The following is a 26,622-nucleotide window of genomic DNA, read 5'->3' as shown; positions in this document are numbered from 1 at the left end:
AAAATTGTTAATAGAGGTAGCATACCGAATATTTCTTAATGAGGAAGTAGTTAACTTCTTAGCAAATCCTTAATTATGACTACTCTGATTAATTACTTGGCGGAGCAGCAGTTACAGGGAATCGGGTAACAAAATCAGTTCTGCCATTTTCACTGTAAGCAACAATACTTCCTTGATGCAATTCAATCATCGATTTGGCAATTGCGAGCCCGAGACCGGTACCTCCCGTTTCACGGGAACGGGATTTATCCACACGATAGAATCGATCAAATAGATGGGGCAGATCTTGTGCCGGAATCGGTTCACCATAATTACTGATACGGACTACAGCCTCTTGACCTTCAAGAGCCAACCCAATCTCCATGAGTTTACCTTGCGAACCATACCGAATGGCATTGCTGAACAGATTCTCATACGCTCTTACAAGTTCCCCCGGAGCAGCTTGTATCCATAGTGGCTCTTGCCCGCCGATGATCTTGTAGGTCATGCCCGCATCCTCCAGCATGGGAGCAAACTCTTCAGCCAGCTGCATCAGAAACGAATTCAGGTTTAACGCTTCCAAAGACAACGGAAGACTCCCGCCACTCACACGCGTATATTCGAACAAGTCATCAATCAACTTACGAAGAGTCAGGGATTTCTCATAGGCGATGCTAACGTAATAGCGCATCTCAATCTCATTCTGGTAGCGATCCTTCTCGATGTACTCCAGAAATCCCAGAATAGAAGTGAGCGGTGTTCTCAGATCATGTGATATCCCTGTAATCAGATCATTTTTGGCAGCAACTGCATTACGTTCTTCCTGAAGCGATAACTGCAATTGTTCAGCCATCTGATTAATGCTTGCAGCAACCACTCCGAATTCATCCGAGGTTTTCACTTCGATACGATGGGATAACTCTCCTTTGGCAACTTCCTGAATACCTGCCGTTATTTCATCCAGAACCCGCATCACCTTACGAGAGAACAAGAAAAAAAACAGCACAAAACTGAGCACGCCTACCACAATCATCAAAGGCCCCGAACCGATATGATTCACCAACCACCTGATCCCTTGGGCCGGAATGGAATAATTCGGATACGTCTGAGATTCCAGGATGGTCTGCCCTACCTGACTGCCCCCGTACAAAATAACTGCGGTTAATATGCCACTCAGCAGAAATGCATAGATAAATTTCCATCGAACTGTATTAATCAGCTTTGAATTCATAGTCGGAACTCCCTGCCTGTGTTCATGTCACATGACTTCTTGTCGATGTACATGTTTATTGCGGTTTGATCATCTTGTAACCAACACCCCATACGGTCTGAATGAACTTGGGATGTTTGCTATCAAGTTCAATTTTCTCACGAATTTTGCGAATATGCACCATGACTGTATTGTTCGACTCCATGAATTCTTCCTTCCAGACCTGGCGATAGATCTGTTCCATACTGAGTACTGAACCCTGATGGCGTGCCAGTAATTCGAGAACAGCAAATTCACGCGGAGTCAGACGAACCGGCTGCTCATCCACCCAGACTTCATGTGTATCGGTATTAATGACCAGATCATCAATAATCCACTCGTGCTCCTTGTTCTCCCGACCTTCATTGAAGGTATGATACCTGCGTAGCTGGGATTTCGCCCGTGCGACAAGTTCAAGGGGGTTAAACGGTTTGGTCACATAATCATCAGCACCGATGCTTAGTCCGGTGATTTTATCCATATCCATACTTTTGGCAGACAGCATAATGATCGGCATTTTCTGCTCTTCCCGAATTTTCATACAAGCTTCAATTCCGTCCATATTCGGCATCATGACATCCAGAATAATGAGATCGATTGACTCTTTTTTCAGTTGTTCCAGTGCTTCAAGCCCATCATTCGCAGTGAGAATCCGATAACCCTCGTTGCCAAAATAAATTTCCATCAGTTTAATAATCTCCTGCTCATCATCCACAAGCAGAATGGTTGCTGGCTGTGCCACGGCATTATTCCTTTCCCTTCCATAATTCACGATCTGTTCAAAGTATACCACCGAGGGATGAAACTGCGAAAATCATCGTGATCTTCACGGACACGCTCAATCTTGTTCATCATCTCATGTGTCTCTTCTGGCTTCACCTGCTGAATCCATACCACAGAAGACACCAGCGCCATAGCCATATACAGCGAATACAATCTCCAGAATAACTCATCCGGTTCATGGTCATCGAAATAGCCCTGAATCTGACCTATGGAATATGGAATACTGATCTCCGAAGCAAACAAACCCACCTTCAAAAATTCATGAATGGGATCACCTTGATCATAACGATTAAAATCAATTACTCCTGCGAGCTTATCCTGCTTAACCACAAGATTGCTCGGGTGGAAGTCATCATGCTGAAATCCATCCGGACGATTTTTCATCCAACCGAGATGGTCTGCGATAAACGTTAGAATAGCCTGATCCTCTTTCATCACGATAGGGCACTGTTTATAGCGCTCCACGTAACGTTGATGCTTCGTGCTCTTGCGTATGTACCATGATTCGGTCTGTTCCTCCATCGGCAACTGGTGAATCAGCTGTAACTGCGCTCCTGCTTCCAAGCCAACGGCCCACTGTTGCTGTTCATTCAGTTGAGGCAGTCTCTCGGAAGCATCTTCGCCTTCGATGTAGCTAAGAATCATATATCCTTTCTTCTCATCCAATCTACCTGTGCCCAACGTTGCCGGACACAGTACACCTAATTGTTGCATGCTCTTCAAGCATTGATATTCCTTTTGCTTCGTCCATTCCTCAGCAACATCATATACCCTTACCAACACATGGCCATAGCCAGGGACAAACATTTTGAATTTAGCATCCGCTGAATAACCCTTCATAATCGGTTCAATCCGTGTAGCCTGACCAAGTTCAGGAATCTGTTTTAACCTGTCAATCAACGTATTATCCATCGATGTACGCCATGTATTGTGTTGTTCCACGTCCCGAATCCTCCGTTATTTCACGTATAGCGTGTAGTATCGTCGGTCTATTCCCGTTTCAACCCATGATGTTTCCCATAACATGTTTATATGTATTGTAATCATTTCTATTTAAAAAGCACTGATTCGGGTTCTTTGCCAGTCAGGGTCAGCATCGTATACAATTGCCCCCTGTGATGATATACATGCCCCATAATCTCAAGCAACCACTCCAGCCGACTATAGGATGCTCCCCAGTACGAATCCGTCACTTGCAGCAACTCTTCCGTGTTAAACTGCCTGTACCGTTGATATAGATACATCTGGTTATCAATTAAAGCCTGCTTGATCTCACGGAGCGAATGCACCTGATTCTCTGCGTAGAATTGAGCCATCTCTTCCTCCGATGCACCTTCGGAAATATAAACATCCGCTCGGCAGATCACAGACAGATGAGCTAGTAGTTCTCCAACAGGCCGTTTACCTTCAATTGGAGTCAAGGCCAAATCTTCTTCTGACAGCTGATCACATATATCAATCAACGATGTCACGGCCACGTCAATATGTTTGAACGCAGATTGAATCAACAGACACACTTCCTTTTCATCCCATTATACAGAACATATGATCGCTTTTCAACCAAGATATCCCTCCCTATATATAAACGAGCTATACACCAAATCTAACAATCTACGAACAAAAAAAGTCCTTCCTCCTTCATATAGACGGGATTCAGGACATTTTGTTGCTTGTATGAGTTCAAATCATCGCTCAACTTGAGTATAACGAACAATACGTTTGCTCGAATCGCCCTGCCTCCAGGTCAGACTTGCGAATGAAAAATTGCAGTTCCCCGCAATCCCACCATTGGAAACCTATGGCATCATGTGTATCTATCTTCAACAGAAGCAGCGTATCGGATAGTTCCTGCCATGTCCGATCCTCATCTCCGCCGTAGTGCTTGGTCAGCTTATTCTCACACGCTTGCTCATCATAATCGTACTCTTCACCCAATGCGATCTGTAACAAGGCCCGATGTTCGGCATCCGGATGCTGCCCGTCAGGATATCCAAACATACCACCCCAGTTCAGCGTACTTGGATGATTCCAGCTCGACTCAAATTCAAGGTATCGGTCATACAGACTTACTTCCGCTTCGGTTTCATCGGTCTCAGGCCGTGGCTCCGAGAGTTCATTCAGCGCATTGACATCAATATATGCATATGTAGGAAACTCAAGATTAGGCAGCACGGTCACCGAATGTGCAACAAACGGGGCTTCGTCCAGCGCGGTATTCCCTTCAGGCTCTCGCTTTATGAGGTTATGAGAACTCGGCTCAAAAATCACACGATGTTCAATGGGACAAGCCGATTCATCCGTGCCAACGAAAAAGTATAACATTCCACGTTCAGGCAAAGTTCCGCGCCCGTCATTCGGCGTATACGGCGACAAATCCACCAGGTTCAACTGGGCCAGGAAAGTCATTGGAACGCCTTCTTTTGTTACGGGCCATTCCATATGACTCGGCAAATCCGGATGTCCACCCACACGTGAGTTTCCTGTCCTGCGGTATTCGTCCAGTGTGGATACATCGAGACGAATTCCCCAGCGGCTCGAGGACAACAGCAGATCGGCAGCAACTCCCAAACCATATTCCTCAAGTGTTTTACGGGCTTTTCTGGTCAGACGTTCACATTGTTCTGGCTTAATCATATAGATCCTCCCCTTCAGACAATACACCTATGCTGAGACATATTCAGGTTCACACCTGTATATTCTTCCGCCTGGACGTCTTTCCCTGCTTCTATATAAATTGAACTTAAGAATATTTTACACTTACCACTCCGATGACAGAACAACCTTCCGATCGCTGTTATCCCCAGAATTTTTTAGATTCACCTTTGCAAAGGTAAAAATCCGGGGATAGCGTATGCTTCCGATGTAGCTTTCTTGCAGAAAGCTTGTAGGCGAACCGTGTGCTTCCGAAGCAGCTTTCTTGCAGAAAGCTTTTAGCTTCGCTTCTTCAGGTTCTTTCTGTCCTCTACGTCCTCGTGTAAATGTGTAGTTCAACTTATATAGAAAAAAGAGACTGACTCTCCTTGTCAGTCTACTTCTTTACCCATTATTTTCGTTTAACGATTTGGATCAGAAGAATTTTCCTGGTAAGCACGCATATGCTCCTCACCGTCCAGGAATTCGGGGGCTTGATGAGCTGCCATCACACCATGATAGCTGATATCCAGACCCAAATCCTCCTCTTCTTCTGTGGAACGTACAGGCACAATTTTGCCAATCAGCTTTAACCCAATCCAGGTCATGGCGAATCCCCAGATGACAAGGGCTGTAAGGCCAAGCGCCTGAACACCCAGCAACCTCCAGCCGCCGCCCATGAATAATCCACCATCCGTGGCAAACAAACCTACCGCAATCGTGCCCCACATTCCTGATGCGGCATGCACCGGGAATGCTCCAACTGGATCATCAATCTGCCGGCGGTCGAGCCAGTTGGTGGCAGCCATCATCAATAAGCCGGATACGGCCCCAATGAATATCGCTGCTACATCACCAACAAAAGCACAGCCTGCCGTAATTCCGACCAGTCCCGCAAGCGAACCGTTAATGACTGATGGTGCATCTGAACGATTGAAGCGGAATAACGTGTACAGCAGCGTAACTGCACCACCCGAAGCCGCGGATAACATCGTGACAATCGCAATGTGACCAATTCTTACATCCGTTGCACTGAGTGTACTACCCGCATTGAAGCCAAACCAGCCGAACCACAACAGAAATGCACCTACAGATGCCAGTGGCAGATTGCTTGGAAGTGCAATGGCACTTACGCCAAGTGGCGTGTATTTGCCTTTACGCGGACCAATGATAATCGCAGCAGCCAGAGCCGAGAATCCGCCAAGCGCATGGATGACAGCCGAACCGGCAAAGTCCTGCATCCCCAACTGATTAAGCCAGCCGCCGCCCCATGCCCAGTGCCCACCAATTGGATAGATGATCGCCGTCATCAATATGATATACAGAAGATAAGCACGGAAGTTGATCCGTTCGGCTACCGCTCCTGAAACGATGGAAATAACGGCAATGGTGAAGGCAGCCTGGAACAACCAGAATGTCTCCAGAGATACCGGCACATCCAGATGAGACAAATCCCCATTCAGGAAAAATCCCGTTACTCCCGCAAAACCACCAACGTCCGAACCATACATGAGTCCAAAACCGATGGCATAGAATAACAATGTTCCAATCGTAATGTCCGCAAAAACCTTCATAATAATGTTCACACTATTTTTATAACGCACAAAGCCAGCCTCGAGCAGGGCGAATCCACCCTCCATCAATAAAATCATCGCTGCACTCAGTACGACCCAGACCGTGTCGATCCCGGTGCTTAACGTCTCCAAAGTCATGTTGCTACATCCTCCGTTTCACTAAGCTGTCTGAGCTCACGGATTGTATCAGGCGCAAGCTCAATCTCGTCCCGCTCAATGCTGTCCGGATGTTTAATTCGTTCTGCGATCTGATCCAATTCACGAATGCGTCTGCGAATCTGTTCCATTTTGCGAAAACGTTCCTTGACCTGAACCATGTATTCCACCGCCTGATGATGGGATGCGGGGCGTCCCGCAAACCATTTGCGTACGGTCGACAATGATTGATAAGCAATCTCTTCCGCTCGACGCTTTTGTTCAAACTGTTCGATCTTCTGCTTGAGCGTTTGGATCTCATTTTCTTTTTTGACCTTCAGCCGTTCAATAAGGTACAATAAATCGGACGATGATATTTGCAATGCTGTATGGTGATACACCTCGTCGATCACTAACATATCATGTCAGGACTCCTTACATGTGAAGTTACTTGTTACCGATTATAGTTTGCCGGGGTCTGTCCGTCAATCTTTTTTTGGAGTTGGTACTTTTTTGAAATAAACCGATCATCGAGAATGGCTTTTTTTATTTCATTATAAATTCATCTAACAAGGTTAATAGTCGCTAATTTTCACACTTACTTATTCCAATTACTCTGCTTATAGAGTAAGCATCCACGTTTTGGGTAATGGACATACACAGCCAATATCATCACAGAATCCACTGATAGGGAGAGATTGTACAATGTTTACTCGTAATGACGATATACGTAATCAGATTTGGGATGCCATCTCCGGATTAGACGAAGAACAATTGAACCGGAAACCTTCACCCGAACAATGGAGTATCCTGCAAGTTCTGCGTCATTTGAATCTGATGGAGAATGTAATCGGTCAGCAAGCCCGCTTTGCGCTAGAGAAGAACCAGACTACATCTGTGGACAAAAAACCATATGAATTATCGTTGGACCGCAGCCGCTCCATTGATGCACCGCCCCATCTTCAGCCTCCAGCAACGCCTGAGGCACTCGCACATGTACGCAATGATCTGGACGAATCCCACCAAGCGCTAAATAACTTTGCATTGGATCATGACCCTGACCTGCTGCGCAGCAAGTCCTTCCCACATCCCGTATTCGGTGAGATGGATCTGATCCAATGGATTGACTTTGCAAGTTATCATGAGGAGCGTCACCTGGGACAGATCCAAGGGATTAAACATCAGCTTGGTGTATAAATAGCACCTCCATTTCTCATAGAGAGCACGATATTCGAACGACAAAAAAACCTCCAATCCTATTACTTAGATTGGAGGTTTTCCATGTTCTTATCTCACGAATAAGAACGACACTTATATTTTTTTGCCCAATATCGCCAGATCTCTATTCACGCCATCCAGCACGGCCACTTCGGGATAATATCCCCACTGTTCAAAACCATGCTTGCGCAACAACCCCAGACTCGGTTCGTTATGCCCGAAGACAAATCCGAGAATGGTCGTAATGCCCAGTGCAGGACACGCCGCAAATATGGTTTCGAGCAACCGTCCGCCAGCCCCGATTCCGCGACATTGATGATCCACGTATACACTGACTTCCACCGTTCCATTATACGCAGGGCGTCCATAGAACGAGCTGAGACTTGCCCAAGCCACCACATGCCCTGCCTGCTTCATCACCCAAAGCGGACGATGTTTCGGTGAATGGTCCTCGAACCAGGTCATACGTTGCTCCACCGTCACCGGCTCCAAGTCCGCAGTGACCATACGGCTCTCAATGGTGGAATTATAAATTTCTACTATCCTCGGCAAGTCCTCCAGGCGCGCATATTCAATCTGCACATCTTCCAGCTTCATCGCTATTCCTCCATCATTCCAGATCGTTCTATTCTCATAGAGGATATTATAATGGAAAGTAGAAGTCTTCGTCATCCCCAACATGCTGACAGAGAGTTACTCAATCCTCACTCTGGGAGTCCCTGTATTGTGTTGCCACGCGTTAACTGCTGACTCTGGTCTACCCAACGAATGTTAATGGAGCGCGATGTGAACAGATCCGCACCATCAGACACTTGGAAATGCAGATGAGCTTCACTGGAGTTCCCTGAATTACCAAGCTCACCGATCAAGTCTCCCTGCTTGAGCTTATCTCCTTTTTGGACTGCAACACTACCTTCTTTGATATGCCCTGTGATGCTGTACTCCCCATTTCCATGGTCGATCACCACATAGTTCCCCGCCGGCTCTTCCGGATTCATGACACCCGGTACATTGTCCGGTATATCGTTCTTGATGTCGACAACCTTTCCATCCGCAGCTGCATAGAGCGGTTCACCAAAAGCATAGTAGTTTTCATTTACCGTTGCATCACCTTGATAACTGGATTGTTCTTTTGTCCGTACGATATCCAGTGCATACCGCTGCGTTTCATGCTCATAATGATAGTTCGACATCACATCGTTGCCTCCCCAGAACACATACCATTCACCCTTTAAAGGGAAATGGAATTCGGTTTTGGTGAATTTTTGATCTGTATCCTCATGCGTTTCCAGCGGCTGGATCAACAGACCATCAATCTGATTGGCCTCGGTAAAATAGGCTCGAATCCCTTTTGTCCCTGTTTGATCCTTCCAGGCGAACTCGGTCAGATTGTTCATCTCAGCTGCGAACACTTGATCCAGGGAAGTTACTCCCTCCAGGAACTCGTCAGCAGACGTCTTAAGCTTTTCAAGTGTGATCGCTTCCTTCATCTGAGGACTAAACTGACGGTAAATATCTTCAATGGAACCCTTCATCAACGTATCTATTAAATTGTCCGGTGTAACCACTGCGCTCACCTCTGAACTTGAGTTCTGCTCCTGATTGGAGTTCTCGCTCGCTTCATTATTGGATGCCTGTTCGGCTGACTGCTGCTCCGCCTGGTCGGAAGTAATGGATTTACCATTGCCGCAAGCAGACAATATCACGCAAGCTCCAACGGTAATTGCGATTACCTTCCAACCTTTCCTATGCTTAACGATCTGATGTGTCTGTTGCTCTGTTTTCACATGACCTTCCCTGTTCATTTTCAACATCCCTTCTGCTAATTCATTATACTTTCCAGTTAAGTGTACAGAATGAGTCTTATCCTTCGTCTAACCCCAACTTACCAGTAGTTAAACTCACCATGTCTTCTTAGCCTGCATAATTAAGATTCCGTTAAGATAGCGTGTACGCTATACAGCCCCATAGGATGGTATGATTACCAATAAACACAATGGAAGCATCAGGAGGTCATTTTCTAACTATGGATAACGTCTCAATACTGCTTGTGGATGATGAACAAGCTATTCTGCATATGCTCAAAACCGTTCTGCTCAAAGAACAGTTTCTCGATATTGACACCGTAACAACAGGTGAAGCTGCCATTGAGGCCTGCAACAACAAAACGTACCATTGCATCGTGCTCGACATCATGCTTCCCGGCAAAAGCGGACTGGAGATCTGTCCTTTTCTACGTCAGGTCACCGATGCGCCCATCCTGTTTCTGACAGCCAAAACAACCGATTATGACAAATTAACGGGATTCGCCGTTGGTGGCGACGACTATGTCCCCAAACCCTTCAATCCGCTGGAAGTCGTTGCTCGAATTAAATCATTACTGAAGCGTTATTTACCTTTAAAAACAGTAGCAATCTCGGATCACAGCTCATCCAACGTAAATACGTCATCTCCCAGCATGCCGGAAGGCATGTACGACTTTGGACGATTCCAGGTGCTGGAATGGGCTGGTGAGCTTCGAGTTGAAGGAGAATCCGTATCCTGTCCGGCGCTTGTGTTTCAACTGCTGCTCTTTTTCTGCAAACATCCCAATCGCATCTTCACCAAGTCTGATCTATATGAGCGGGTCTGGGGCTCAGAAGCCATTAGTGATGACAATACCGTGATGGTTCATATTCACCGCATTCGGGAGCGCATTGAAGCTGATCCTTCCAATCCAGTGTATCTCGTTAACGTCCGAGGTCTGGGATACAAGCTCATTCAGCCGGAACATGTGTCACGCCCATGAGTATTCGTCGCAAATTAATGACCCGGTTTATCGGGATGCTTGCTGGTGCAGTCGTTCTTATCATCCTGCTTGGGTCTGTAGCTACCTACTGGGTCGTGCAAAAGGTAAATGAAGTGAATCTGGTGGATGATTTTGCTGTTAATGGTCTGGACCAATTGATTAATACAGCAGAGATTCTGCCAGATAATACGATCCGATATGACCCCGAATTGCTGAAACAAGTGGATAAAAATAAAGGTTGGCTCCAGGTTCTGGATGAACAAGGTTACGCCATTGATGAATATCACACACCTGCTGATGTCCCCACTCACTATAAACCAGGGGAATTGATTGCATACTGGGAAAGCCAGAAGCCGTTCCCTTATCAGATTGTGATGCTGATCCGGGAGAAAAATGGGAAGGAATTCACCTTGTTATATGGCGAGAGTAACCCTGCTAAGTCCTTAATGAATAACATTCGTTCAGACCTTGCTTTCACCAACGGAAAACTTGATCTTCAGCCCGACCAACAGGAGGCCCTTCGTACCGCCAATGCTTATCTTCAAGTATTGGACGCATCAGGAAGCGAACTCTCCTCCTATAACAAACCGGCCATGGGCGTACCTAGCGAATACACCATTCAGGAACTTGTTCTGCAAGTTCGCTATCCCAGTCGATCAGGTATGTCTGTTGCAACGTGGTACGACGAACAGAATGAAGCTACCTGGCTGATTAGCATACCTAATGATCCATTGGCGACCGGAAATCAAAACCCCTACAATTTTATTCTGGAACCGGCATTAATTGTATTGATCTTGTCCATCATCATTCTGCTCATTTTGCTTGCCTTCTGGTATGCCAACCGCTTCGGCTCGCCCATGCTGCATATGCTCCAATGGTTACAGCGTCTGGAGCGAGGACATTACGAGGAACCTACCGGAGCCTTCGGAGTACCTCGCAGTCAGCGTCGTAATGGAAAGTGGAAGCGAAAATACAACGTGTATGCTGAAGTGCTTCGCTCCATGCAGGCCCTGTCTCACACTCTGAAGCAAGATGAAGAACTTCGGAAACAGACCGATTCTCTGCGGGAGGAGTGGATTGCTGGCATAACACATGACCTGAAGACACCCCTCTCCTCCATTCAGGGATATGCTCATATGCTTGAGGCGGATAAATACAGCTGGACCGTGGAAGAAGTCAGGGAATTTGCAGGCATTATGCTCGATAAATCCATGTATATGGACAGGCTTGTCAACGACCTTGCCATGACCTATCGATTACGCAGTGGGGGATATCAACCTGTGGTGGAAGAGACTGACGTAAATACGTTACTCCGTGATTTGATCCAGCGCGCTGAACGAAACCCGGCTTATGGGGAAGGTCGCATCATATTCCAACCTTCCGAAGTGCCTGTGTATGGACTTGTCCATATTCCTTCGTTTGAACGAATTGTGGATAATCTGACCGCCAATGCCCTTCTTCATAATCCGCCCGAGTCCACCCTGGTTGTCAGTGTGCATTCTGGTGAACACACAGATGCATTCAGCATTCAGTTTGCCGATAATGGACGAGGCATGGATCCCGAGACGGTATGGAAGTTATTTGAACGATACTATCGCGGTACAGATACAGGTACTTCAGACGTTGGTTCAGGGCTGGGCATGGCGGTAACCAAAGGTTTGATCGAAGCCATGAATGGTCGTATTGAGGTACAGTCCACCCCTGGTGAAGGAACGATCATTCGTTTAATATGGGATGGACCGTCCGAAACCAATTAAATGTTCCACTTGACCTTTCCATTTTCAGTCTATATAATCGACACTCAATAACACCTGTTCCCATATATTAATATTGAATACGACACATTTCAGGATCATCTGATGAGTTGATCTAACATATTTGGCGATGACCAGAGACATGATTTCGTTTGCGTGCTGCCCAGAGAGAGAGGGGATTGGTGAAACCTTCTTCAGCGAACGGACCGAAATTACCCCTCTGCAGCCGTGACCTCGAACCTCAGCATTTCGAACTTCCTTCGGATGTTCGGCTTGTTGCCAGTAGAGTTCACCGCCTGATCCCCGATAGCGGATTCCAATGAGGGTTATGATGTTTCCTGTTCCGGCGGCTGGCCGAGAGCAGGGTGCTCCATAACCAAAATTAGGGTGGAACCACGAGCCAAGCGCACTCGTCCCTTTTCCGGGACGGGTGTTTTTTGCGCTTTCATTTGATGAAATGGAGAGTGGTTCACATGAACAAACAGGAAAACAGTAACTCAGCTAGCAACATATCAGGTAACGAAGGAAACAACCAAGATGTTGATTTACAACCATCCAGTCGTTCCATCGAGGTCCGTCTGCAAGGTGGAGCCGTGCGTTCTTACGAAGCAGGCATCACTGTGGGAGCAGTCGCCTCATCCATCAGCACAAGCCTGGGAAAACAGGCCATTGGCGGTGTTGTAGATGGTCAGAATGTCGATCTCGATTGGGTGCTCAAGCAAGACTGCGAACTTGTTATCGTTACTTTAGAAAGTACGGAAGGTCTGTATCGTTATCGTCACAGCGCAGCACATGTGCTCGCACAGGCACTCAAACGCATCTACGGTGCAGAACAAGTGAAACTGGGTATTGGCCCCGTCATTGAAGATGGTTTTTATTACGATGTTGATCTGGAGCATGCCCTGTCCATCAGTGATTTGGCTGCCATCGAGCGGGAAATGAACAAGATCATTCAGGAGAATCATAAGATCAGTCGCCGGGTCGTTAACCGACAGGAAGCCCTCCGTATCTTCGGAGAAATCCAGGACCCCTACAAGCTTGAACTCATTCAGGATTTGCCAGAGGATGCGGAACTTTCAATCTATGATCAGGGAGAGTTCTTCGATCTGTGTCGCGGTCCCCATCTTCCATCCACTGGTCGGATCAAAGCGTTCAAGCTGCTGAATGTGGCTGGTGCGTACTGGCGGGGCAACTCGGATAACAAGATGCTGCAACGCATCTACGGCACTGCTTTCCCGAACAAAGCCCAACTGGATGAACACCTGCACATGCTCGAAGAAGCGAAGAAACGGGATCACCGTAAACTTGGCAAAGAGCTTGAACTGTTCATGTTCTCCGAAGAAGCACCCGGCATGCCCTTCTATCTGCCTAAAGGCATGACTGTTCGCACTGAACTGGAACAATTCTCGCGTGAGTTGCAATTACAGGAAGGCTATCAGGAAGTTCGGACTCCTCTCATGATGAACAACCGGCTGTGGGAGCAATCCGGCCATTGGGAGCACTACAAGGACAATATGTATTTTTCGGAAGTGGACGATTCCACTTTTGCTTTGAAACCAATGAACTGTCCCGGGCACATGCTGATTTTCAAAAATACACTCCATTCCTACCGCGAATTGCCAATTCGCATGATGGAATTCGGTCAGGTTCACCGTCATGAATTCTCCGGTGCCCTGAACGGCATGATGCGTGTGCGGACATTCTGTCAGGATGATGCGCATCTCTACGTCATGCCTGAGCAGATTGAGGACGAGATTAATCAAGCGATCTCACTGATCGGACGCATGTACGATATCTTTGGATTCGAATATAAGATTGAGTTGTCCACTCGTCCGGAAGATTCCATGGGATCGGAAGAACTGTGGGATCAGGCGGAACGTGCTTTGCAAAATGTACTGGATCATCGTGGCGTGGAGTATCGCATCAACGAAGGGGACGGTGCCTTTTATGGCCCGAAAATTGACTTTCATATTCTCGATGCGTTGAAGCGCAGCTGGCAGTGCGGAACAATCCAGCTTGATTTTCAAATGCCGGAGAAATTCGACCTCACTTACATTGGCGAGGACAGCCTGAAACACCGCCCAGTCGTGATCCATCGTGCCATCTACGGTTCCATTGATCGTTTTATCGGCATCCTGACAGAGCATTATGCAGGAGCATTCCCACTTTGGCTCGCACCGGTGCAAGTGAAGCTGCTGCCTGTATCGGATCATTACGCAGATTATGCGCTCCAAGTACAGAGCCAGCTCCGCGCTGCGGGCATTCGGGTCGAAACAGATCTGCGAAGTGAGAAGCTTGGATACAAAATCCGTGAAGCCCAAATGGAAAAAGTGCCTTATTCACTCGTGCTTGGTGAAAATGAGAAAAACGCCTCATCCGCCTCTGTCCGTGCATACGGTCAGGGAGATCAAGGCATCCAACGTATTGAAGATGTTATTGAAATGATCCAACAGGCTGTGAAAGCAAAAGTATAAAAGAAGTACTGACTCTACTCATTGGTCATTAATCAGCTAGTACTGAATTACAACTTCTCGTCAGGTTTCAGCCCAACTTGGTCTTCGCTCCACGTCCAGAAACGCTCAGCTGAAGCATCATCAACAGCATGTGCCTTCAGCTGCTGCTCTTTCTGTTGATAGAAGTAACGCCCGGTGATACCGACAACTTCAGGGCTTGTCGCCAGATAAACAGCTGTTCGCGCTCCTTCTTCAGGGGACAAAAAGAATGGAAGCTTGCCCACAAACGCCATAATGCGTGTGCCAAATCCGGTATTGCGATCTACGCCAATGCTTGTTCCCACCGCACCTGGGTGTAGGCAGTTCACCGTGACAGACGTCCCTGAAAGTTTGCGGGCCAGTGCACGAGTGAACAGCACGTTAGCCAATTTGGACTGGGCGTAGCTTTTGATCGGATTATAACCTTTGTGCAGATGTGGATCTTCGAAGTGAATCTTGCCAGCCTTGTATGCACCTGACGAAACGTTAACAACCCGTCCCTGCGTTGCAGCTTTCAGAGGTTCAATCAAAAGTAAGGTGAGCAGGAAATGCCCCAGATGGTTAATACCGATACTCTGTTCAAATCCATCTGAGGTTTCCTTTCGTTTGACCATCACCACCCCCGCATTATTCACCAGAACATCAAGGTGATCATGATGCTCGTGGAATGAGCGGGCAAACTGGCGTATACTTTCAAGTGAACCCAGGTCACACAGCATTAATTCAATTGCAGAAGAGCCGGACTGGCGCACAGCTTCCTGAAGAGCCTTCTCTCCACGCTTTTCACTGCGGCATGCCATAATTACGCGATATCCTTGCCTTGCAAGTTCAATCGTGGTTGCCAACCCCATCCCTGAGTTGGCCCCTGTTACAATTGCTGTCTGAATGGACATGAGTACTTCCCTTCTGAACCAGAGGTTCCGAAATTAGAGGCGCAACGACGGGCAATATGAGATAATGAGAGGATCACATCTCGGTTTCCATGGGAGGACAAGTATGCTGACCAAAGATGACTTTAAAAACGTTAAAAAACAAGCCAAACTTGAAATCGCACGACTCGAACAGGAATATCAGGAAATCTCGCAGAACGTTGATTCGACGCTGTATGAAAAATACGGTTTTTTGGACAAAGAAAAAACGCTTGAGCTCACCCGAAAACGCAAAAACCGAAGATATGCTTCACTGGTCATCGAACTATGCACCATCATTGAACAAATGTTACATCAACTGTACAGACACGTATATCAGAAAAAGTTTAATTCGACCCAGCTGATGAAAACTCCTGCCTACCGATCACGCTCCAACATGGAGATAATCCAAGCCGAACTAAGTAAAGAGTTCATTGCTCTGAAATCCGAGAAAGAACACTTCGCTGAAGCCCTTAGCCTGGTGTTTCAGATGAGAAACAAACTTGTTCATGATAACTTCTCGTTTGTCTCCATCGTTAAGGATGGCAGTAATGAAGAAGAAACGTTCGAATCACTGCTCCATACAGTAAAAAAATATAGAAAACACTTGAAATATAATCGCCCTGAATAACAACGACGATCGCTAAAAAAGAAAAGGAGGTGTACCGGACTACGGTCCGGATCATCATGAGCCAACCAACTAATTCGATTACTGTGCTAAATCTCCAGATTCCCACACCTTCCGGGAACAGCCCCATATTTCCCGTCATGCTTCGTGATGAAGATGGCGTTACCTTGGTGGATACGGGCATGATTGGCCAATTTGCTGAACTTCAGTCCGCATTGGAACACGAGGGCGTAGAACTCTCGGACGTCAAACGTGTGATTATTACCCATCAGGACATCGATCATATCGGTAATCTCGGCGCTCTTCTGGATGCTATTCCCGATTTGGAAATCTGGGCACATGCCGATGAGATTCCGTATCTGACAGGTGAGAAACCTTTGATCAAGTTCACTCCTGAACGTCGTGCTCTGCTGCCGGCGCCCGTTTTGGCACTGGCAGACCAACTGCTCTTGCAGCTGCCCGAAGTGAACATCAGCAGAACGCTGGCAGACGGAGACCTGTTACCTCTGCAAGGAGGCACACAAGTCATTCATACACCAGGACATACGCCAGGTCATATCTGCTTGTATTTCGGAGAGCAGCAGTTCCTGCTCGCTGCCGATGAACTTCGTGTGGTTGATGACGAACTGGTTGGCCCTGCGCCACCTGCGACACCGGACATGCCCGAAGCACTACGGAGCCTGAAGAAGCTGACAGCCCTTACGCTCAAAAAGATTCTCTGTTATCACGGTGGAGAATATACAAATGATCCAGCTCAGCATATTGCTACACTTGCAGAGAGCGCAGAATAAGTAAAGAACACGGAGCTGTCCCATAAGTCATGAATTTGACGGGACAGCTCCTTCTGATTAATTCACCATGATCATCTACTATTGCACTGTCAGATTCGTTAGAATAAATTAACTCTCCGGAGTAAGTACAATCAGCTTGTCATCCCCATCACGTGGCGATCCTCGTCCATCCCGATTGTTCGTAAGCACATACAACTTTCCGTCCTCGCCAGTACTCACATTGCGAATTCGGCCCCATTCATCTTCAAAGATGGGTTCCACCTGCTCGACCTTTGTGCCATCTTCTGAAAGAGTGACCTTCAGTAACTGCTCTCCACGCAGATTTGCAGCAATCAGGGAGCCGGTCCAAGGTCCTTCCTCCACAAAAGCCACACCGGACGGCGCCCATGTATCGTTTCCACTATGTGCGAGCGGAGCCTGATATGCGCCATTGTCATCGTCGTCACCCTCCACCTCAGGCCAGCCATAATTCTCACCAGCTACAATCCGATTAATCTCATCATGATTACGCTGACCATGCTCAGTAGAATAGAGGTAACCGTTGTCCGGGTTCCAGGCCAGTCCCTGTGCGTTACGGTGTCCCATACTGTATACAGGTGAATTCGGCCATGGGTTATCTGCCGGGATCGACCCGTCGAGACCAATCCGCAATATTTTACCCCCAAGGCTATCTTCATTCTGGGACAGTTCCGGTTCATACCGCTCACCTGTCGTGATATAGAGCAACTTGTCCGGGCCAATCTTGATCCGCCCACCGTTATGATTCGTTCCGCCAGGAATGTTACCGAGCAGTTCTTTGTCTATGACCGCTTTCCCGTCATTCACCTTTAGGCGTAACACTCGATTGGCAATGTCGTCACCTTCCAGATAGGAGTGGTATGCATACAAGTAACCGTTATCCTCAAAGTCCGGATCAGCTGCAAGACCCAACAGCCCTCCTTCACCTTCTTCATTAAACGGAGCTGAGAATTCTATCAATGGGTCAGGGGCCAGTTTTCCATCCTCAATAATTCGAATTGCACCAGGGCGTTCCGTTACAAACATCCGACCATCAGGCACACTTACAATCTCCCATGGCGCATTCAATCCTTCAACCAGAACGGAAGCCTGATACGGAATAACCACCTCTCCCTGCGCTCCACTGTTGTTTTCACTTGCACCGGTATTGCCTCCGTTGGCAGTCTGTCCCTGACCCGTTCCCTGCCCTTGAGACGATTGCTCTGTTCCTCCCGTGGAGGGTTCGCCTGAAGAACATGACGCTGTTAACAGTGCGACACTTAATAATGAAGCATAGAGCGGAACGGTTACCCGATTATTCATGATGACATCTCCCTTCGCATATCATTCTTTTGTATAAAATAACTAAGCCAAGCTTCAACGTATGGTTAATGTGTTGTTCTCTATAGTTGTGACGCTATCACATGTATAGCGGTTTCGCCCTGTATTACCCTTCACACCATCTGCTCAAACCGAGAATGCAAGGCATTCCGAGGACATGAAATCACCGCAGTTTGGAATTCCATCATATTCTTTTATAATAGAAAGATAGTCTGAATGGAAAGGTGGACAACTACACTTATGAATCAAAACCCTTTATCTCGTCTTGAAGCCGATCTGTCCGGGCAAGGATTGGACGCCATGCTGATCACAGATCCGAAGCATATCTACTATTTAACTGGATTTGCGAGCAATCCACATGAACGCTTCCTTGGTCTGGTTCTCGCACGCGGCGAAGAGCCCCTGTTGATTGTACCCGCACTGGACGCTGAAGCAGCCGCAGCCGCTTCTTCGGTATCCAACATTGCGACCCACACGGATACGGATAATCCGTATGCTTTGTTTGATCGTTATCAGGGGCGCTTGGGCCGAGTCGGTCTCGAAAAAGAATACGTGACGGTCGCACGTTATGAGCAGCTTACTGCCGCTCTTGGTGCTGCCAGCTTTGAAGATGTGGGCCCATTGCTTCGCACATTACGTGTAAAAAAAACACCAGATGAGGTAGCCCGCATTCGCCACGCCATCCACCTGATCGAAGAAACACTGCGTCAAGGCCTCTCTCATGTTCGCACAGGCGTAACCGAGATTGAACTTGTCGCCGAGATGGAGTATCAGATGAAAAAGCTGGGCGCTGATGGTCCTTCCTTTGATACCATGGTGCTCACGGGACCCAAAACAGGTCTGCCACACGGTACACCGGGTGAACGGAAACTGCAACATGGTGACTTGTTGATGTTTGATATGGGTGTGTATGCTGGAGGATATGCCTCGGATATCACGCGTACATTCGCCTTTGGTGACATCTCACCTGAACTCAAAACCATCTATAACACGGTGCTCGCAGCGAACGAAGCTGCTATCCAAATCGTAAAACCAGGTATCACCTGCGCAGAAGTGGATCGTGCAGCACGCCAGGTCACGGAAGAAGCCGGATACGGAGAGCGCTTTATGCATAGAGTAGGCCATGGACTGGGTATTGACGTACATGAGTATCCTTCTCTCCATGGAGAGAATATGGACATTCTGAATGAAGGTACCGTGTTCACAATTGAACCGGGCATATATACCGCAGCAGGCGGCGTCCGTATCGAGGATGATGTCATCGTGACCGAGACAGGTGTCGAAGTTCTGACAACATATCCAAAAGAACTGCGAATCCTTACCGACTAGTCCAATGGTGAACGCAAAAATCCCGCAAATCCATGATATCATGGGTTGCGGGATTTTAATTCATACGGAGCATATCCTGAATTACTCTCCGTCTGCATCCTACGTGTCTTATTCCTGTTCACTCATTTGCCATTAGTCAAACTCATGCGTGATATCCTGCCAGGATTCCAGCTGTGGCAGCTGTTGCTTCCCCCAATAATCCAGAAACCATTGAATAATCGCAGTCGGATCTGTTGTGCTGTAGCTGTAATGCCGGAAACCGTCCTCACCTTCCTGCAAACGAATCTCCGCCACCATTTGCCCTGGTTCCTCAAGCGCAGCAGCCTGCATATACATACTTCCCTCCACCTGCTCCGAAGGTGCAAGTACTACGTATTCCTGCAATTCCAGATTGGTGATCAACTCCACCAATAATGAGGCATTAATGCTGTCATTCTCGTAGGTTGTGCCATTGCTTTCCAGTCTATAACGCAGTGTAGAGTACATGTGCGATTCCCCTTTGGTTGAAATCATCGTTGGCTAATGATACATGCTCATAACGACAGGTCGTTTATATTATAACTTTTTCATAATAATGTAAAAAGGTTTTTTCTTGTTTCGGGGACATGTGTTTTCTATAAAAAATCCCCTTGCAGAGTCCGAATCACAATGGACTGTGCAAAGGGGGATTTAAAGTGATCCTCTTTGAATATTATCTAAGCTTCATCCTTAAACTTAAAGCTGCGTGCAGCATACAGAAACGGCGTTCCGACTGCAGTTAATACAAATTTGATAATATACGTGGTCAGGAAGATTTCCAGCCAAACATCCCAAGGATAGATGAACGCAAATGCGATCGTGCAGAACACCAGCGTATCCACGAATGAACTGATGATCGAACTCCCGTTGGTGCGTATCCACAACTGATTACGACCTGGTGCCACCTTGCGTAACCAGGAGTACAATCGTACATCCAGGAACTGGCTGATGAAATAGGCGGTCAGACTTCCGAGTGCCAGACGTGGCAGCAGACCGAACAATGTTTTCATCGAATCCTGTGCAAAGTCCGTCGGTGCCGGGTCAAAGAACAACACCATCTGCATCAGAACTGTCGTCATAATGAGCGTGAAGAATCCGAACCATACGGCTTTGCGTGCCTCACCTGGTCCATATTTCTCATTGAGCAGATCACTGGTCAGATACATGCTGACATACATCGTATTGCCAAGCGTCAGTACAATACCCATGATATCTATCGTTTTGGTCACCTGAATGTTGGCTATAACCGTAGCCACACCAATCCAGGCATAGAGACCTTTTTTACCGAACAAGCGGTAACACAACAGGAAAAAACCATAAGTTACGAGAACAAAAACTGCTCCCCACCCTAAGTTAAACATAAATACATACACTGCCTTCCTAGTTTTGATTACGCGGGATGGTTACGAACCGCGGTTTGGCTCAGGGCCAAAACATGAATACTCTATCACATTTCTCGTCCCATGAACAGAACTAAATTACTGCAAGTGTGCCTGAGTACTAGGATTCCTCCTATATTCCTCCCGTGTCCCGCTTGACCATACGACTGTTGTTATAGCTCCTTGCGTTACACCATGTATCGAAAAAGTAGACTTTTTCACCACCATGCACAGTAAAAAAAACGCCCTCCGGATTCCTCCGAAGGACGACTTTTAATGATCTGGCTTGCAGAGGGCTCTAGCTATCTTGCTCCGAGCCCTATCTAATCCAGTCTGTATTAAGCCTGAACAGCTGAATCCAGCTCACGGCTCTGATCATTGAATGTGTCATGATCATTTTCTTTCAGGATTTTGCTGGTTACAAGTCCAGAAGTCATGGACCCGTTCACGTTCAAGGCTGTACGACCCATGTCGATCAGCGGTTCAACAGAGATCAGCAATCCTGCCAAGGCTACAGGCAAGTTCATGGTGGACAATACGATCAGGGAAGCGAAGGTTGCCCCGCCGCCAACGCCAGCCACACCAAACGAACTGATCATAACAACAAGGATCAACGTCACGATGAAGTCCCAGCTCAGCGGGTCGATTCCGACCGTCGGAGCAATCATCACCGCCAGCATGGCCGGATAGATCCCGGCGCAGCCGTTTTGCCCAATTGTAGCACCAAAGCTTGCAGACAGGTTCGCAATACCGTCGGATACGCCCAGTTTTTTCGTCTGTGTCTCCACATTCAGCGGGATCGCCGCTGCACTTGAGCGGGATGTAAAGGCAAATACCAGTGTTGGCAGAACCTTTTTCACATACGTAATCGGGTTGAACCCGGACAGCGAGATGATGATCAGGTGAATGATAAACATCACGATGAGGGCCACGTAGGACGCAATGACGAATTTGATCAACTTCAGAATCTCATCCGGATTCGTTGTCGCCGTCACCTTGGTAATGAGGGCCAGAATCCCGTATGGCGTAAGCCTGAGCACCAACGTTACAATCCGCATAACCACCGCATATACCGCATTAACCATACCTCGGAATGTTTCCGCCTGTTGTGGTTTTTTGCGATCCAGTCCAAGTACAGCTACACCGATGAACGCGGAGAAGATAACGACCGCCAGTGTGGATGTACGACGTTCTCCTGTCATATCTGCAAATGGATTCGAAGGAATGAATTCCAGCACTTGCTGCGGGATTGTCTGATCCTGCACGTCAACAAGCCGCTCCTCCATCTTCTGCCCCTGGGCGATCTCACGATCTCCACCTTCAATTTCAATGGAAGTCAGGTTAAAGCCAAGGCTTGTTACAATGCTGACCCCTGCGGCAATCGCTGTGGTGATCAACAGAATGGCAATAATGGAAACACTCATCTTGCCGAGATTTTGCTTGCCCTTCAGATTCATAATGGCTGAGATGATCGATACCATGATCAATGGAATCACGACCATTTGCAACAAACGAACATATCCTGAACCGACCAGATTGAACCAATCGACTGATTTTGTAACGACATCAGAACCTGATGTGTACACCAATTGAAGAATAACCCCATACACAACCCCCAGTCCCAGACCCGCAAATACGCGTTTTGTAAAGGAGACATGCTTTTTCTGCATCCAATAGAGGATACCAAGTAAAGCAAGCATAACCACTACATTCAATATGACTAGAAACGTATCCATTTCTTTAAATCCTCCTCAGACATGTGTGTAATCGGAATATATCCGATTCTCGCTTCTATTTTTATACTTCCAACAAGACATTTTACAATATACCATATAACAAACTATTCTGGTAGGTATTAATTGATATTATGTAATATGCATGTAACAGATTCATCTATTTCTGAAAAAAATACACCAAATCGTGAAAATTGTTCTATTCAACCTCCGGTTAATTTTGTAATATAGGTATATCCGCTTATTCCCAAGTTTTCTCAACGCATAATTTAGGTCTTTCTTCATTGGTAGATAGGTCTTATGATTACGGAAAAGCGACAATGTTAATGAACATGACGTGAAAGGATGATCATATGTTTCGTAATCGCACCGTTGCCGGTAAAATCAGAGGCACATTGTTCCTCGTTCTGCTGGTTGCTTCCCTGTTGTTCAGTATTAGTTTTTACGCCGTATCGATGAATATTATTCAAAGTTACGTGCTTCCGCAGTTTGACAAAGTCCTAAACACGTCTATTCAGGATATATACAAGAATACTTCGGCATCCAAAATCCTGCAGGTACAGAGTGGCGGAGCCGGTTCTGAAGGTGCTGCCATGACCGTGGAATCGTATCTGGCAGATAAAGCAAAAGAACACAATCTCGACGCCGCATACGTTGTTGCTATACAGGACGGTTCAGCCCAAGTTGTTGTGGCCAACTCTTCCTCAAGTATGAAAGCCCAAGACGAGATTAATGTAGAACCAGCCATGAATGCAGCTATCGAGAGCAAAGAGATGGTAATCAGCGAAGTCTATTCCGATTCCTTCGGTGTACATAAAGCAGCATTCATTCCAATTGCAGGAAGTAACATGATTATGGCTGTAAGCATGGATGCCCAATTTATTCAGGATAAGATTACCCAGATTTTCTGGCTATGTCTTGGGATTACAGCATTGGTCTTCGTGCTCGGCTGGCTTATCTCCACTAGTATGATCAAAAGAGTAACCAAACCGATCATCAAGCTTGTCCAACATAGTAAGCAAATATCTCAAGGTGACCTGACCGCTGAACTCCAGATCAAAGGCAAAGATGAAATTGCCCAACTTGCCGCAAGCTTCCAGACGATGACGCATAACCTGAAAGAAATGATCAGCCGTGCCTTGTCCACGTCCAATGAGGTTGTGTCAGGCTCCGATGACTTGCTTCAGCGGGTTGAATCAATGTCCGGTATGGTTCGAAACTCCAGCCGTTCCGCAGAAGATGCAGAAAAAGGAAGTATCAGCATTGCGTCAAGCGCATCCGAGAACGCCAGAGCTATGGAAGAAATTACACAGGGCATTATGCATATTGCCTCCTCTTCTGCCGAAGTATCCGAGCAGATTGGTGAAGCTGCCAACGAAGCCGTTAATGGTAACCGGCTGGCTCAGAATGCCGTTGAACAGATGGAACGTGTAGGCCAGACAGCAAGTGAATCGCTGCGCTATGTGGAAACCATGAATGAACGTTCGGTAGCCATCGGCACCATTGTTGCTTCCATTTTTGAAATCACCAAACAGATTAACATGCTGTCACTTAACGCCTCCATCGAAGCAGCACGTGCCGGAGAGCATGGCCGCGGATTCGCTGTCGTTGCCGGAGAAGTTCGCAAACTTGCCGAGCAATCCAAGACAGCCACAGAGGAAATCTCGGATTATCTGGGCACCATTCGTGAAGATGCTGAACGTTCCGTTGATGCCATGAACCGTGTTACCCAAGAGATTGGTTCAGGTACAACTGTTGTTCAACAAGCCGGCTCAGCCTTCAAGCAACTGAATGAATTGATCCAGAACGTCAACCTGACCATTCAGACCGTCTCTGCTTCGACACAACAAGTATCCGCTGGTGCAGAAGAAGTGAGTGCGTCCGTGGAAGAAACAGCACAGATTACGTCCAAATCCCGTGAGAGCATGTTACAGATTGCTTCAACAGCAGATCTCCAGCTCAGCGAGATGGATTCACATTCGAATACGGTTCGTCATCTGCATGAACAAGCTGTAGAGCTGCAATCTGCCATGAAGAAATTCAAAATAAACTAACAGGTAAACCATTAACCCATCATCACCGGGTTTAAACCTCATTTAATCATAGGATATACAATACCCCCATGCCGCTAACATTCCGTTTCTAGAAACCGGGTTGTTGGACATGGGGGTATTTTGTATAACAGATATTAATCATTGCCTGAGCTATGCTAATCATGTTCAATTACTGATATCACCTGATGTTTTCACGCTCATATCCGGTGCCTGAACACCCATAATCTCGTACATACGCTGCATATCCAATGCCGAACGCAATGATTCGGCTACCCGATCGAATTCCATCTCTTTACGTTCATGCGCACTGTATGTCTCCTGAAGCGGAGCTAGTCCTTTACCTTCACGCAAACCATTCAGCCATGAACGTCGGAATTGATCACTTTCAAACAACCCATGCAGATAAGTTCCCCATACCCTGCCATCTGTTGTGCCCCAGCCTTCATGGAATGCTTCACCACCTGGATGGGTGATCTCAAATAGTGCAGTTACCCGTTCAGGCTCGTGGCACTCCGTAACCCCCATATGAATCTCATATCCGTTAACAGGTAATGAAGCTTCAGCTACATCTTGCTCACTATACAAACGAACCGGATGATTAGGTTGCACCCGTCCGGAAGCTCTGACGGTCTGCTTGTTCTGAAGAAATGTTGTCGATAGCGGGAGCCAGCCAAGTCCCTTCGCTTCCTGGATCTGATTCGCCTCCACAGCAAACGGGTCCTTCAGATGACATCCCAGCATCTGATATCCGCCGCATATGCCTACGAGTTGAACATGCTCACGTTCAGTCTGGCTGGCAATCGCCTGCTCCAGCCCAGACTCACGCAGAAATGCCAGATCACCTATGGTATCCTTCGTACCGGGGAGAAGAATGGCATCCGGACTGCCCAATTCCTCTGGAGAGGTCACGTAACGCACATTCACATCCGGTTCACGGGAAAGTGCATCAAAGTCTGTAAAGTTGGAAATTCGCGGATATCGAATCACTGCCAGATCCAGCTCGGTTTTGCCGAATTTCCCATGACGCATGGAGTCCAGCACCACTGAATCTTCTGCTTCAATCTGAATATCTCTTATGTAAGGCAATACCCCTAATACTGGAATGCCTGTCCGTTCTTCGAGCCAGTCGAGTCCCGGCTGCAACAAGGACAGATCGCCGCGGAACTTGTTGATAATGAACCCTTTGACACGAGCCACTTCATGCGGTTCCAGCAGCTCCAGCGTACCTACAATGGATGCAAACACCCCGCCGCGATCAATGTCGGAGATCAGAATCACCGGCGCATCGGCCCAACCTGCCAGATTCATGTTGACGATATCCCGATCCTTCAGATTGATCTCGGCAGGACTGCCCGCTCCTTCCATCAGGACAATATCATAGGTATCCCGCAACCGGTTCAACGCATCCATAACTGTCTGCTTTGCTTCTGGCAGGAAATGCTGACGGTAGTCCGAAGCACTCATCTGGGCAAAAGGTACCCCATGCACCACGATCTGCGAATGCATGTCCCGCACCGGCTTGATCAAGATGGGGTTCATGTCGGTAGTCGCCTCAATACCGCAGGCTTCGGCCTGTGCCCCCTGGGCCCGACCAATCTCCTTGCCGTCTTCCGTCACATAGGAATTCAGTGCCATATTCTGTGACTTGAACGGAGCAGGCCTGAAGCCATCCTGTTTAAAAATTCGGCACAATGCCGTCGTAATCACACTTTTCCCTACATCGGAAGCCGTTCCTTGCAGCATAAGTACAGCCGCTGGTTGTGATGACCTATCTTCCACACGCTCTCCCCCTGTCTCCGTGTTATATCCAGAACACTTTGCTCCCTACCTCATGCGTAACG

At 47.3% G+C, this 26,622-nt stretch carries 23 protein-coding genes; 8 read left to right on the top strand and 15 right to left on the bottom strand.

Features of this window, described 5'->3' with window-relative positions; genetic code table 11:
* Positions 1-88 precede the first annotated feature (88 nt).
* The 7 genes from ACTHPG_RS02815 to ACTHPG_RS02785 all read right to left on the bottom strand — a co-directional run bounded on the left by ACTHPG_RS02815 (position 89) and on the right by ACTHPG_RS02785 (position 6,770).
* On the bottom strand, positions 89-1,210 hold the full coding sequence (locus tag ACTHPG_RS02815; RefSeq protein WP_440387588.1) for a sensor histidine kinase: 1,122 nt from the start codon (positions 1,208-1,210) through the stop codon (positions 89-91).
* A gap of 55 nt (positions 1,211-1,265) precedes the next feature.
* Positions 1,266-1,970, bottom strand: a complete 705-nt coding sequence (locus ACTHPG_RS02810) for a response regulator transcription factor (RefSeq protein ID WP_440387587.1) — start codon at positions 1,968-1,970, stop codon at positions 1,266-1,268.
* 26 nt (positions 1,971-1,996) lie between these two features.
* Positions 1,997-2,953, bottom strand: coding sequence for an aminoglycoside phosphotransferase family protein (locus ACTHPG_RS02805; RefSeq protein WP_440387586.1), 957 nt, complete (start codon positions 2,951-2,953; stop codon positions 1,997-1,999).
* 107 nt (positions 2,954-3,060) lie between these two features.
* The gene (locus tag ACTHPG_RS02800; protein WP_440387585.1) at positions 3,061-3,528 is read right to left on the bottom strand and encodes a DinB family protein; all 468 of its coding nucleotides are present in this window, start codon (positions 3,526-3,528) and stop codon (positions 3,061-3,063) included.
* Positions 3,529-3,703: 175 nt separating this feature from the next.
* Positions 3,704-4,645 carry a DUF1963 domain-containing protein gene (locus ACTHPG_RS02795; protein WP_440387583.1) on the bottom strand — a complete coding sequence of 314 codons (942 nt, stop codon included), beginning with the start codon at positions 4,643-4,645 and terminating at the stop codon, positions 3,704-3,706.
* 419 nt (positions 4,646-5,064) lie between these two features.
* Positions 5,065-6,354, bottom strand: a complete 1,290-nt coding sequence (locus ACTHPG_RS02790) for an ammonium transporter (protein WP_440387581.1) — start codon at positions 6,352-6,354, stop codon at positions 5,065-5,067.
* Entirely contained in the window at positions 6,351-6,770 is a 420-nt protein-coding gene (locus ACTHPG_RS02785; RefSeq protein ID WP_440387580.1) for a hypothetical protein, read from the bottom strand. The genes ACTHPG_RS02790 and ACTHPG_RS02785 overlap by 4 nt, the downstream gene beginning before the upstream one ends.
* 286 nt (positions 6,771-7,056) lie before the next feature.
* Here ACTHPG_RS02785 and ACTHPG_RS02780 point away from each other — a divergent pair, with 286 nt between their 5' ends.
* A complete protein-coding gene (locus tag ACTHPG_RS02780) occupies positions 7,057-7,548 on the top strand; it encodes a DinB family protein (protein ID WP_440387579.1) in 492 nt (163 codons plus the stop codon).
* A 114-nt stretch (positions 7,549-7,662) separates the two neighbouring features.
* Here ACTHPG_RS02780 and ACTHPG_RS02775 read toward each other — a convergent pair whose 3' ends face one another.
* Positions 7,663-8,166 (bottom strand): N-acetyltransferase family protein, encoded by a 504-nt coding sequence (locus tag ACTHPG_RS02775; RefSeq protein ID WP_440387578.1) that lies wholly within the window; start codon positions 8,164-8,166, stop codon positions 7,663-7,665.
* Positions 8,167-8,273: 107 nt separating this feature from the next.
* Entirely contained in the window at positions 8,274-9,374 is a 1,101-nt protein-coding gene (locus ACTHPG_RS02770) for a M23 family metallopeptidase (RefSeq protein ID WP_440387577.1), read from the bottom strand.
* Positions 9,375-9,595: 221 nt separating this feature from the next.
* Between ACTHPG_RS02770 and ACTHPG_RS02765 the strand changes: the two genes are divergently transcribed.
* The 3 genes from ACTHPG_RS02765 (at position 9,596) to thrS (ending at position 14,585) form a co-directional block, all read left to right on the top strand.
* Complete coding sequence (locus ACTHPG_RS02765; protein WP_440387576.1) at positions 9,596-10,357, top strand: response regulator transcription factor; 762 nt, start codon at positions 9,596-9,598, stop codon at positions 10,355-10,357.
* A complete protein-coding gene (locus ACTHPG_RS02760; protein WP_440387575.1) occupies positions 10,354-12,114 on the top strand; it encodes a sensor histidine kinase in 1,761 nt (586 codons plus the stop codon). Before ACTHPG_RS02765 ends, ACTHPG_RS02760 begins: the two co-directional genes overlap by 4 nt.
* 470 nt (positions 12,115-12,584) lie before the next feature.
* Entirely contained in the window at positions 12,585-14,585 is a 2,001-nt protein-coding gene (gene thrS, locus ACTHPG_RS02755; protein ID WP_440387573.1) for a threonine--tRNA ligase, read from the top strand.
* Positions 14,586-14,632: 47 nt separating this feature from the next.
* On the opposite strand, the gene ACTHPG_RS02750 is transcribed toward thrS, so the two are convergent.
* On the bottom strand, positions 14,633-15,496 hold the full coding sequence (locus ACTHPG_RS02750) for an SDR family oxidoreductase (protein WP_440387571.1): 864 nt from the start codon (positions 15,494-15,496) through the stop codon (positions 14,633-14,635).
* A gap of 103 nt (positions 15,497-15,599) precedes the next feature.
* On the opposite strand from ACTHPG_RS02750, the gene ACTHPG_RS02745 reads away from it, so the two are divergent.
* Together ACTHPG_RS02745 and ACTHPG_RS02740 are read left to right on the top strand one after the other, a co-directional pair.
* On the top strand, positions 15,600-16,142 hold the full coding sequence (locus ACTHPG_RS02745) for a hypothetical protein (protein ID WP_440387570.1): 543 nt from the start codon (positions 15,600-15,602) through the stop codon (positions 16,140-16,142).
* A 56-nt stretch (positions 16,143-16,198) separates the two neighbouring features.
* A complete protein-coding gene (locus ACTHPG_RS02740) occupies positions 16,199-16,930 on the top strand; it encodes an MBL fold metallo-hydrolase (RefSeq protein WP_440387569.1) in 732 nt (243 codons plus the stop codon).
* A gap of 108 nt (positions 16,931-17,038) precedes the next feature.
* On the opposite strand, the gene ACTHPG_RS02735 is transcribed toward ACTHPG_RS02740, so the two are convergent.
* Positions 17,039-18,250, bottom strand: coding sequence for a PQQ-dependent sugar dehydrogenase (locus tag ACTHPG_RS02735; RefSeq protein WP_440387567.1), 1,212 nt, complete (start codon positions 18,248-18,250; stop codon positions 17,039-17,041).
* Between the two features lie 258 nt (positions 18,251-18,508).
* On the opposite strand from ACTHPG_RS02735, the gene ACTHPG_RS02730 reads away from it, so the two are divergent.
* Complete coding sequence (locus tag ACTHPG_RS02730) at positions 18,509-19,597, top strand: M24 family metallopeptidase (RefSeq protein ID WP_253432002.1); 1,089 nt, start codon at positions 18,509-18,511, stop codon at positions 19,595-19,597.
* 132 nt (positions 19,598-19,729) lie between these two features.
* On the opposite strand, the gene ACTHPG_RS02725 is transcribed toward ACTHPG_RS02730, so the two are convergent.
* The 3 genes from ACTHPG_RS02725 to ACTHPG_RS02715 form a co-directional block, all read right to left on the bottom strand.
* A complete protein-coding gene (locus ACTHPG_RS02725; protein WP_440387566.1) occupies positions 19,730-20,083 on the bottom strand; it encodes a hypothetical protein in 354 nt (117 codons plus the stop codon).
* Positions 20,084-20,292: 209 nt separating this feature from the next.
* Entirely contained in the window at positions 20,293-20,976 is a 684-nt protein-coding gene (locus ACTHPG_RS02720; protein WP_076209430.1) for a queuosine precursor transporter, read from the bottom strand.
* Positions 20,977-21,332: 356 nt separating this feature from the next.
* Entirely contained in the window at positions 21,333-22,730 is a 1,398-nt protein-coding gene (locus ACTHPG_RS02715; protein ID WP_440387564.1) for an L-cystine transporter, read from the bottom strand.
* Between the two features lie 350 nt (positions 22,731-23,080).
* Between ACTHPG_RS02715 and ACTHPG_RS02710 the strand changes: the two genes are divergently transcribed.
* The gene (locus ACTHPG_RS02710) at positions 23,081-24,781 is read left to right on the top strand and encodes a methyl-accepting chemotaxis protein (protein ID WP_440387563.1); all 1,701 of its coding nucleotides are present in this window, start codon (positions 23,081-23,083) and stop codon (positions 24,779-24,781) included.
* Between the two features lie 165 nt (positions 24,782-24,946).
* Here the strand turns inward: ACTHPG_RS02710 and ACTHPG_RS02705 are convergent, their stop codons facing one another.
* On the bottom strand, positions 24,947-26,524 hold the full coding sequence (locus ACTHPG_RS02705; RefSeq protein WP_440390103.1) for a cobyric acid synthase: 1,578 nt from the start codon (positions 26,522-26,524) through the stop codon (positions 24,947-24,949).
* Positions 26,525-26,622: the final 98 nt, after the last annotated feature.

This window comes from Paenibacillus sp. SAF-068, assembly GCF_051967555.1.
Classification (GTDB): Bacteria; Bacillota; Bacilli; order Paenibacillales; family Paenibacillaceae; genus Paenibacillus.
Note: the sequence above shows the minus strand (reverse complement) of the source record. Positions and strands in the feature narration are given on the sequence as shown.

Coding starts and splice junctions, on each gene's coding strand:
- ACTHPG_RS02815 (WP_440387588.1), bottom strand. CDS start 1,210: ATGAATTCAAAGCTGATTAATACAGTTCGATGGAAATTTATCTATGCA.
- ACTHPG_RS02795 (WP_440387583.1), bottom strand. CDS start 4,645: ATGATTAAGCCAGAACAATGTGAACGTCTGACCAGAAAAGCCCGTAAA.
- ACTHPG_RS02790 (WP_440387581.1), bottom strand. CDS start 6,354: ATGACTTTGGAGACGTTAAGCACCGGGATCGACACGGTCTGGGTCGTA.
- ACTHPG_RS02785 (WP_440387580.1), bottom strand. CDS start 6,770: ATGTTAGTGATCGACGAGGTGTATCACCATACAGCATTGCAAATATCA.
- ACTHPG_RS02780 (WP_440387579.1), top strand. CDS start 7,057: ATGTTTACTCGTAATGACGATATACGTAATCAGATTTGGGATGCCATC.
- ACTHPG_RS02775 (WP_440387578.1), bottom strand. CDS start 8,166: ATGAAGCTGGAAGATGTGCAGATTGAATATGCGCGCCTGGAGGACTTG.
- ACTHPG_RS02770 (WP_440387577.1), bottom strand. CDS start 9,374: ATGAACAGGGAAGGTCATGTGAAAACAGAGCAACAGACACATCAGATC.
- ACTHPG_RS02765 (WP_440387576.1), top strand. CDS start 9,596: ATGGATAACGTCTCAATACTGCTTGTGGATGATGAACAAGCTATTCTG.
- ACTHPG_RS02760 (WP_440387575.1), top strand. CDS start 10,354: ATGAGTATTCGTCGCAAATTAATGACCCGGTTTATCGGGATGCTTGCT.
- thrS (WP_440387573.1), top strand. CDS start 12,585: ATGAACAAACAGGAAAACAGTAACTCAGCTAGCAACATATCAGGTAAC.
- ACTHPG_RS02750 (WP_440387571.1), bottom strand. CDS start 15,496: ATGTCCATTCAGACAGCAATTGTAACAGGGGCCAACTCAGGGATGGGG.
- ACTHPG_RS02745 (WP_440387570.1), top strand. CDS start 15,600: ATGCTGACCAAAGATGACTTTAAAAACGTTAAAAAACAAGCCAAACTT.
- ACTHPG_RS02740 (WP_440387569.1), top strand. CDS start 16,199: ATGAGCCAACCAACTAATTCGATTACTGTGCTAAATCTCCAGATTCCC.
- ACTHPG_RS02735 (WP_440387567.1), bottom strand. CDS start 18,250: ATGAATAATCGGGTAACCGTTCCGCTCTATGCTTCATTATTAAGTGTC.
- ACTHPG_RS02730 (WP_253432002.1), top strand. CDS start 18,509: ATGAATCAAAACCCTTTATCTCGTCTTGAAGCCGATCTGTCCGGGCAA.
- ACTHPG_RS02725 (WP_440387566.1), bottom strand. CDS start 20,083: ATGTACTCTACACTGCGTTATAGACTGGAAAGCAATGGCACAACCTAC.
- ACTHPG_RS02720 (WP_076209430.1), bottom strand. CDS start 20,976: ATGTTTAACTTAGGGTGGGGAGCAGTTTTTGTTCTCGTAACTTATGGT.
- ACTHPG_RS02715 (WP_440387564.1), bottom strand. CDS start 22,730: ATGGATACGTTTCTAGTCATATTGAATGTAGTGGTTATGCTTGCTTTA.
- ACTHPG_RS02710 (WP_440387563.1), top strand. CDS start 23,081: ATGTTTCGTAATCGCACCGTTGCCGGTAAAATCAGAGGCACATTGTTC.
- ACTHPG_RS02705 (WP_440390103.1), bottom strand. CDS start 26,524: ATGCTGCAAGGAACGGCTTCCGATGTAGGGAAAAGTGTGATTACGACG.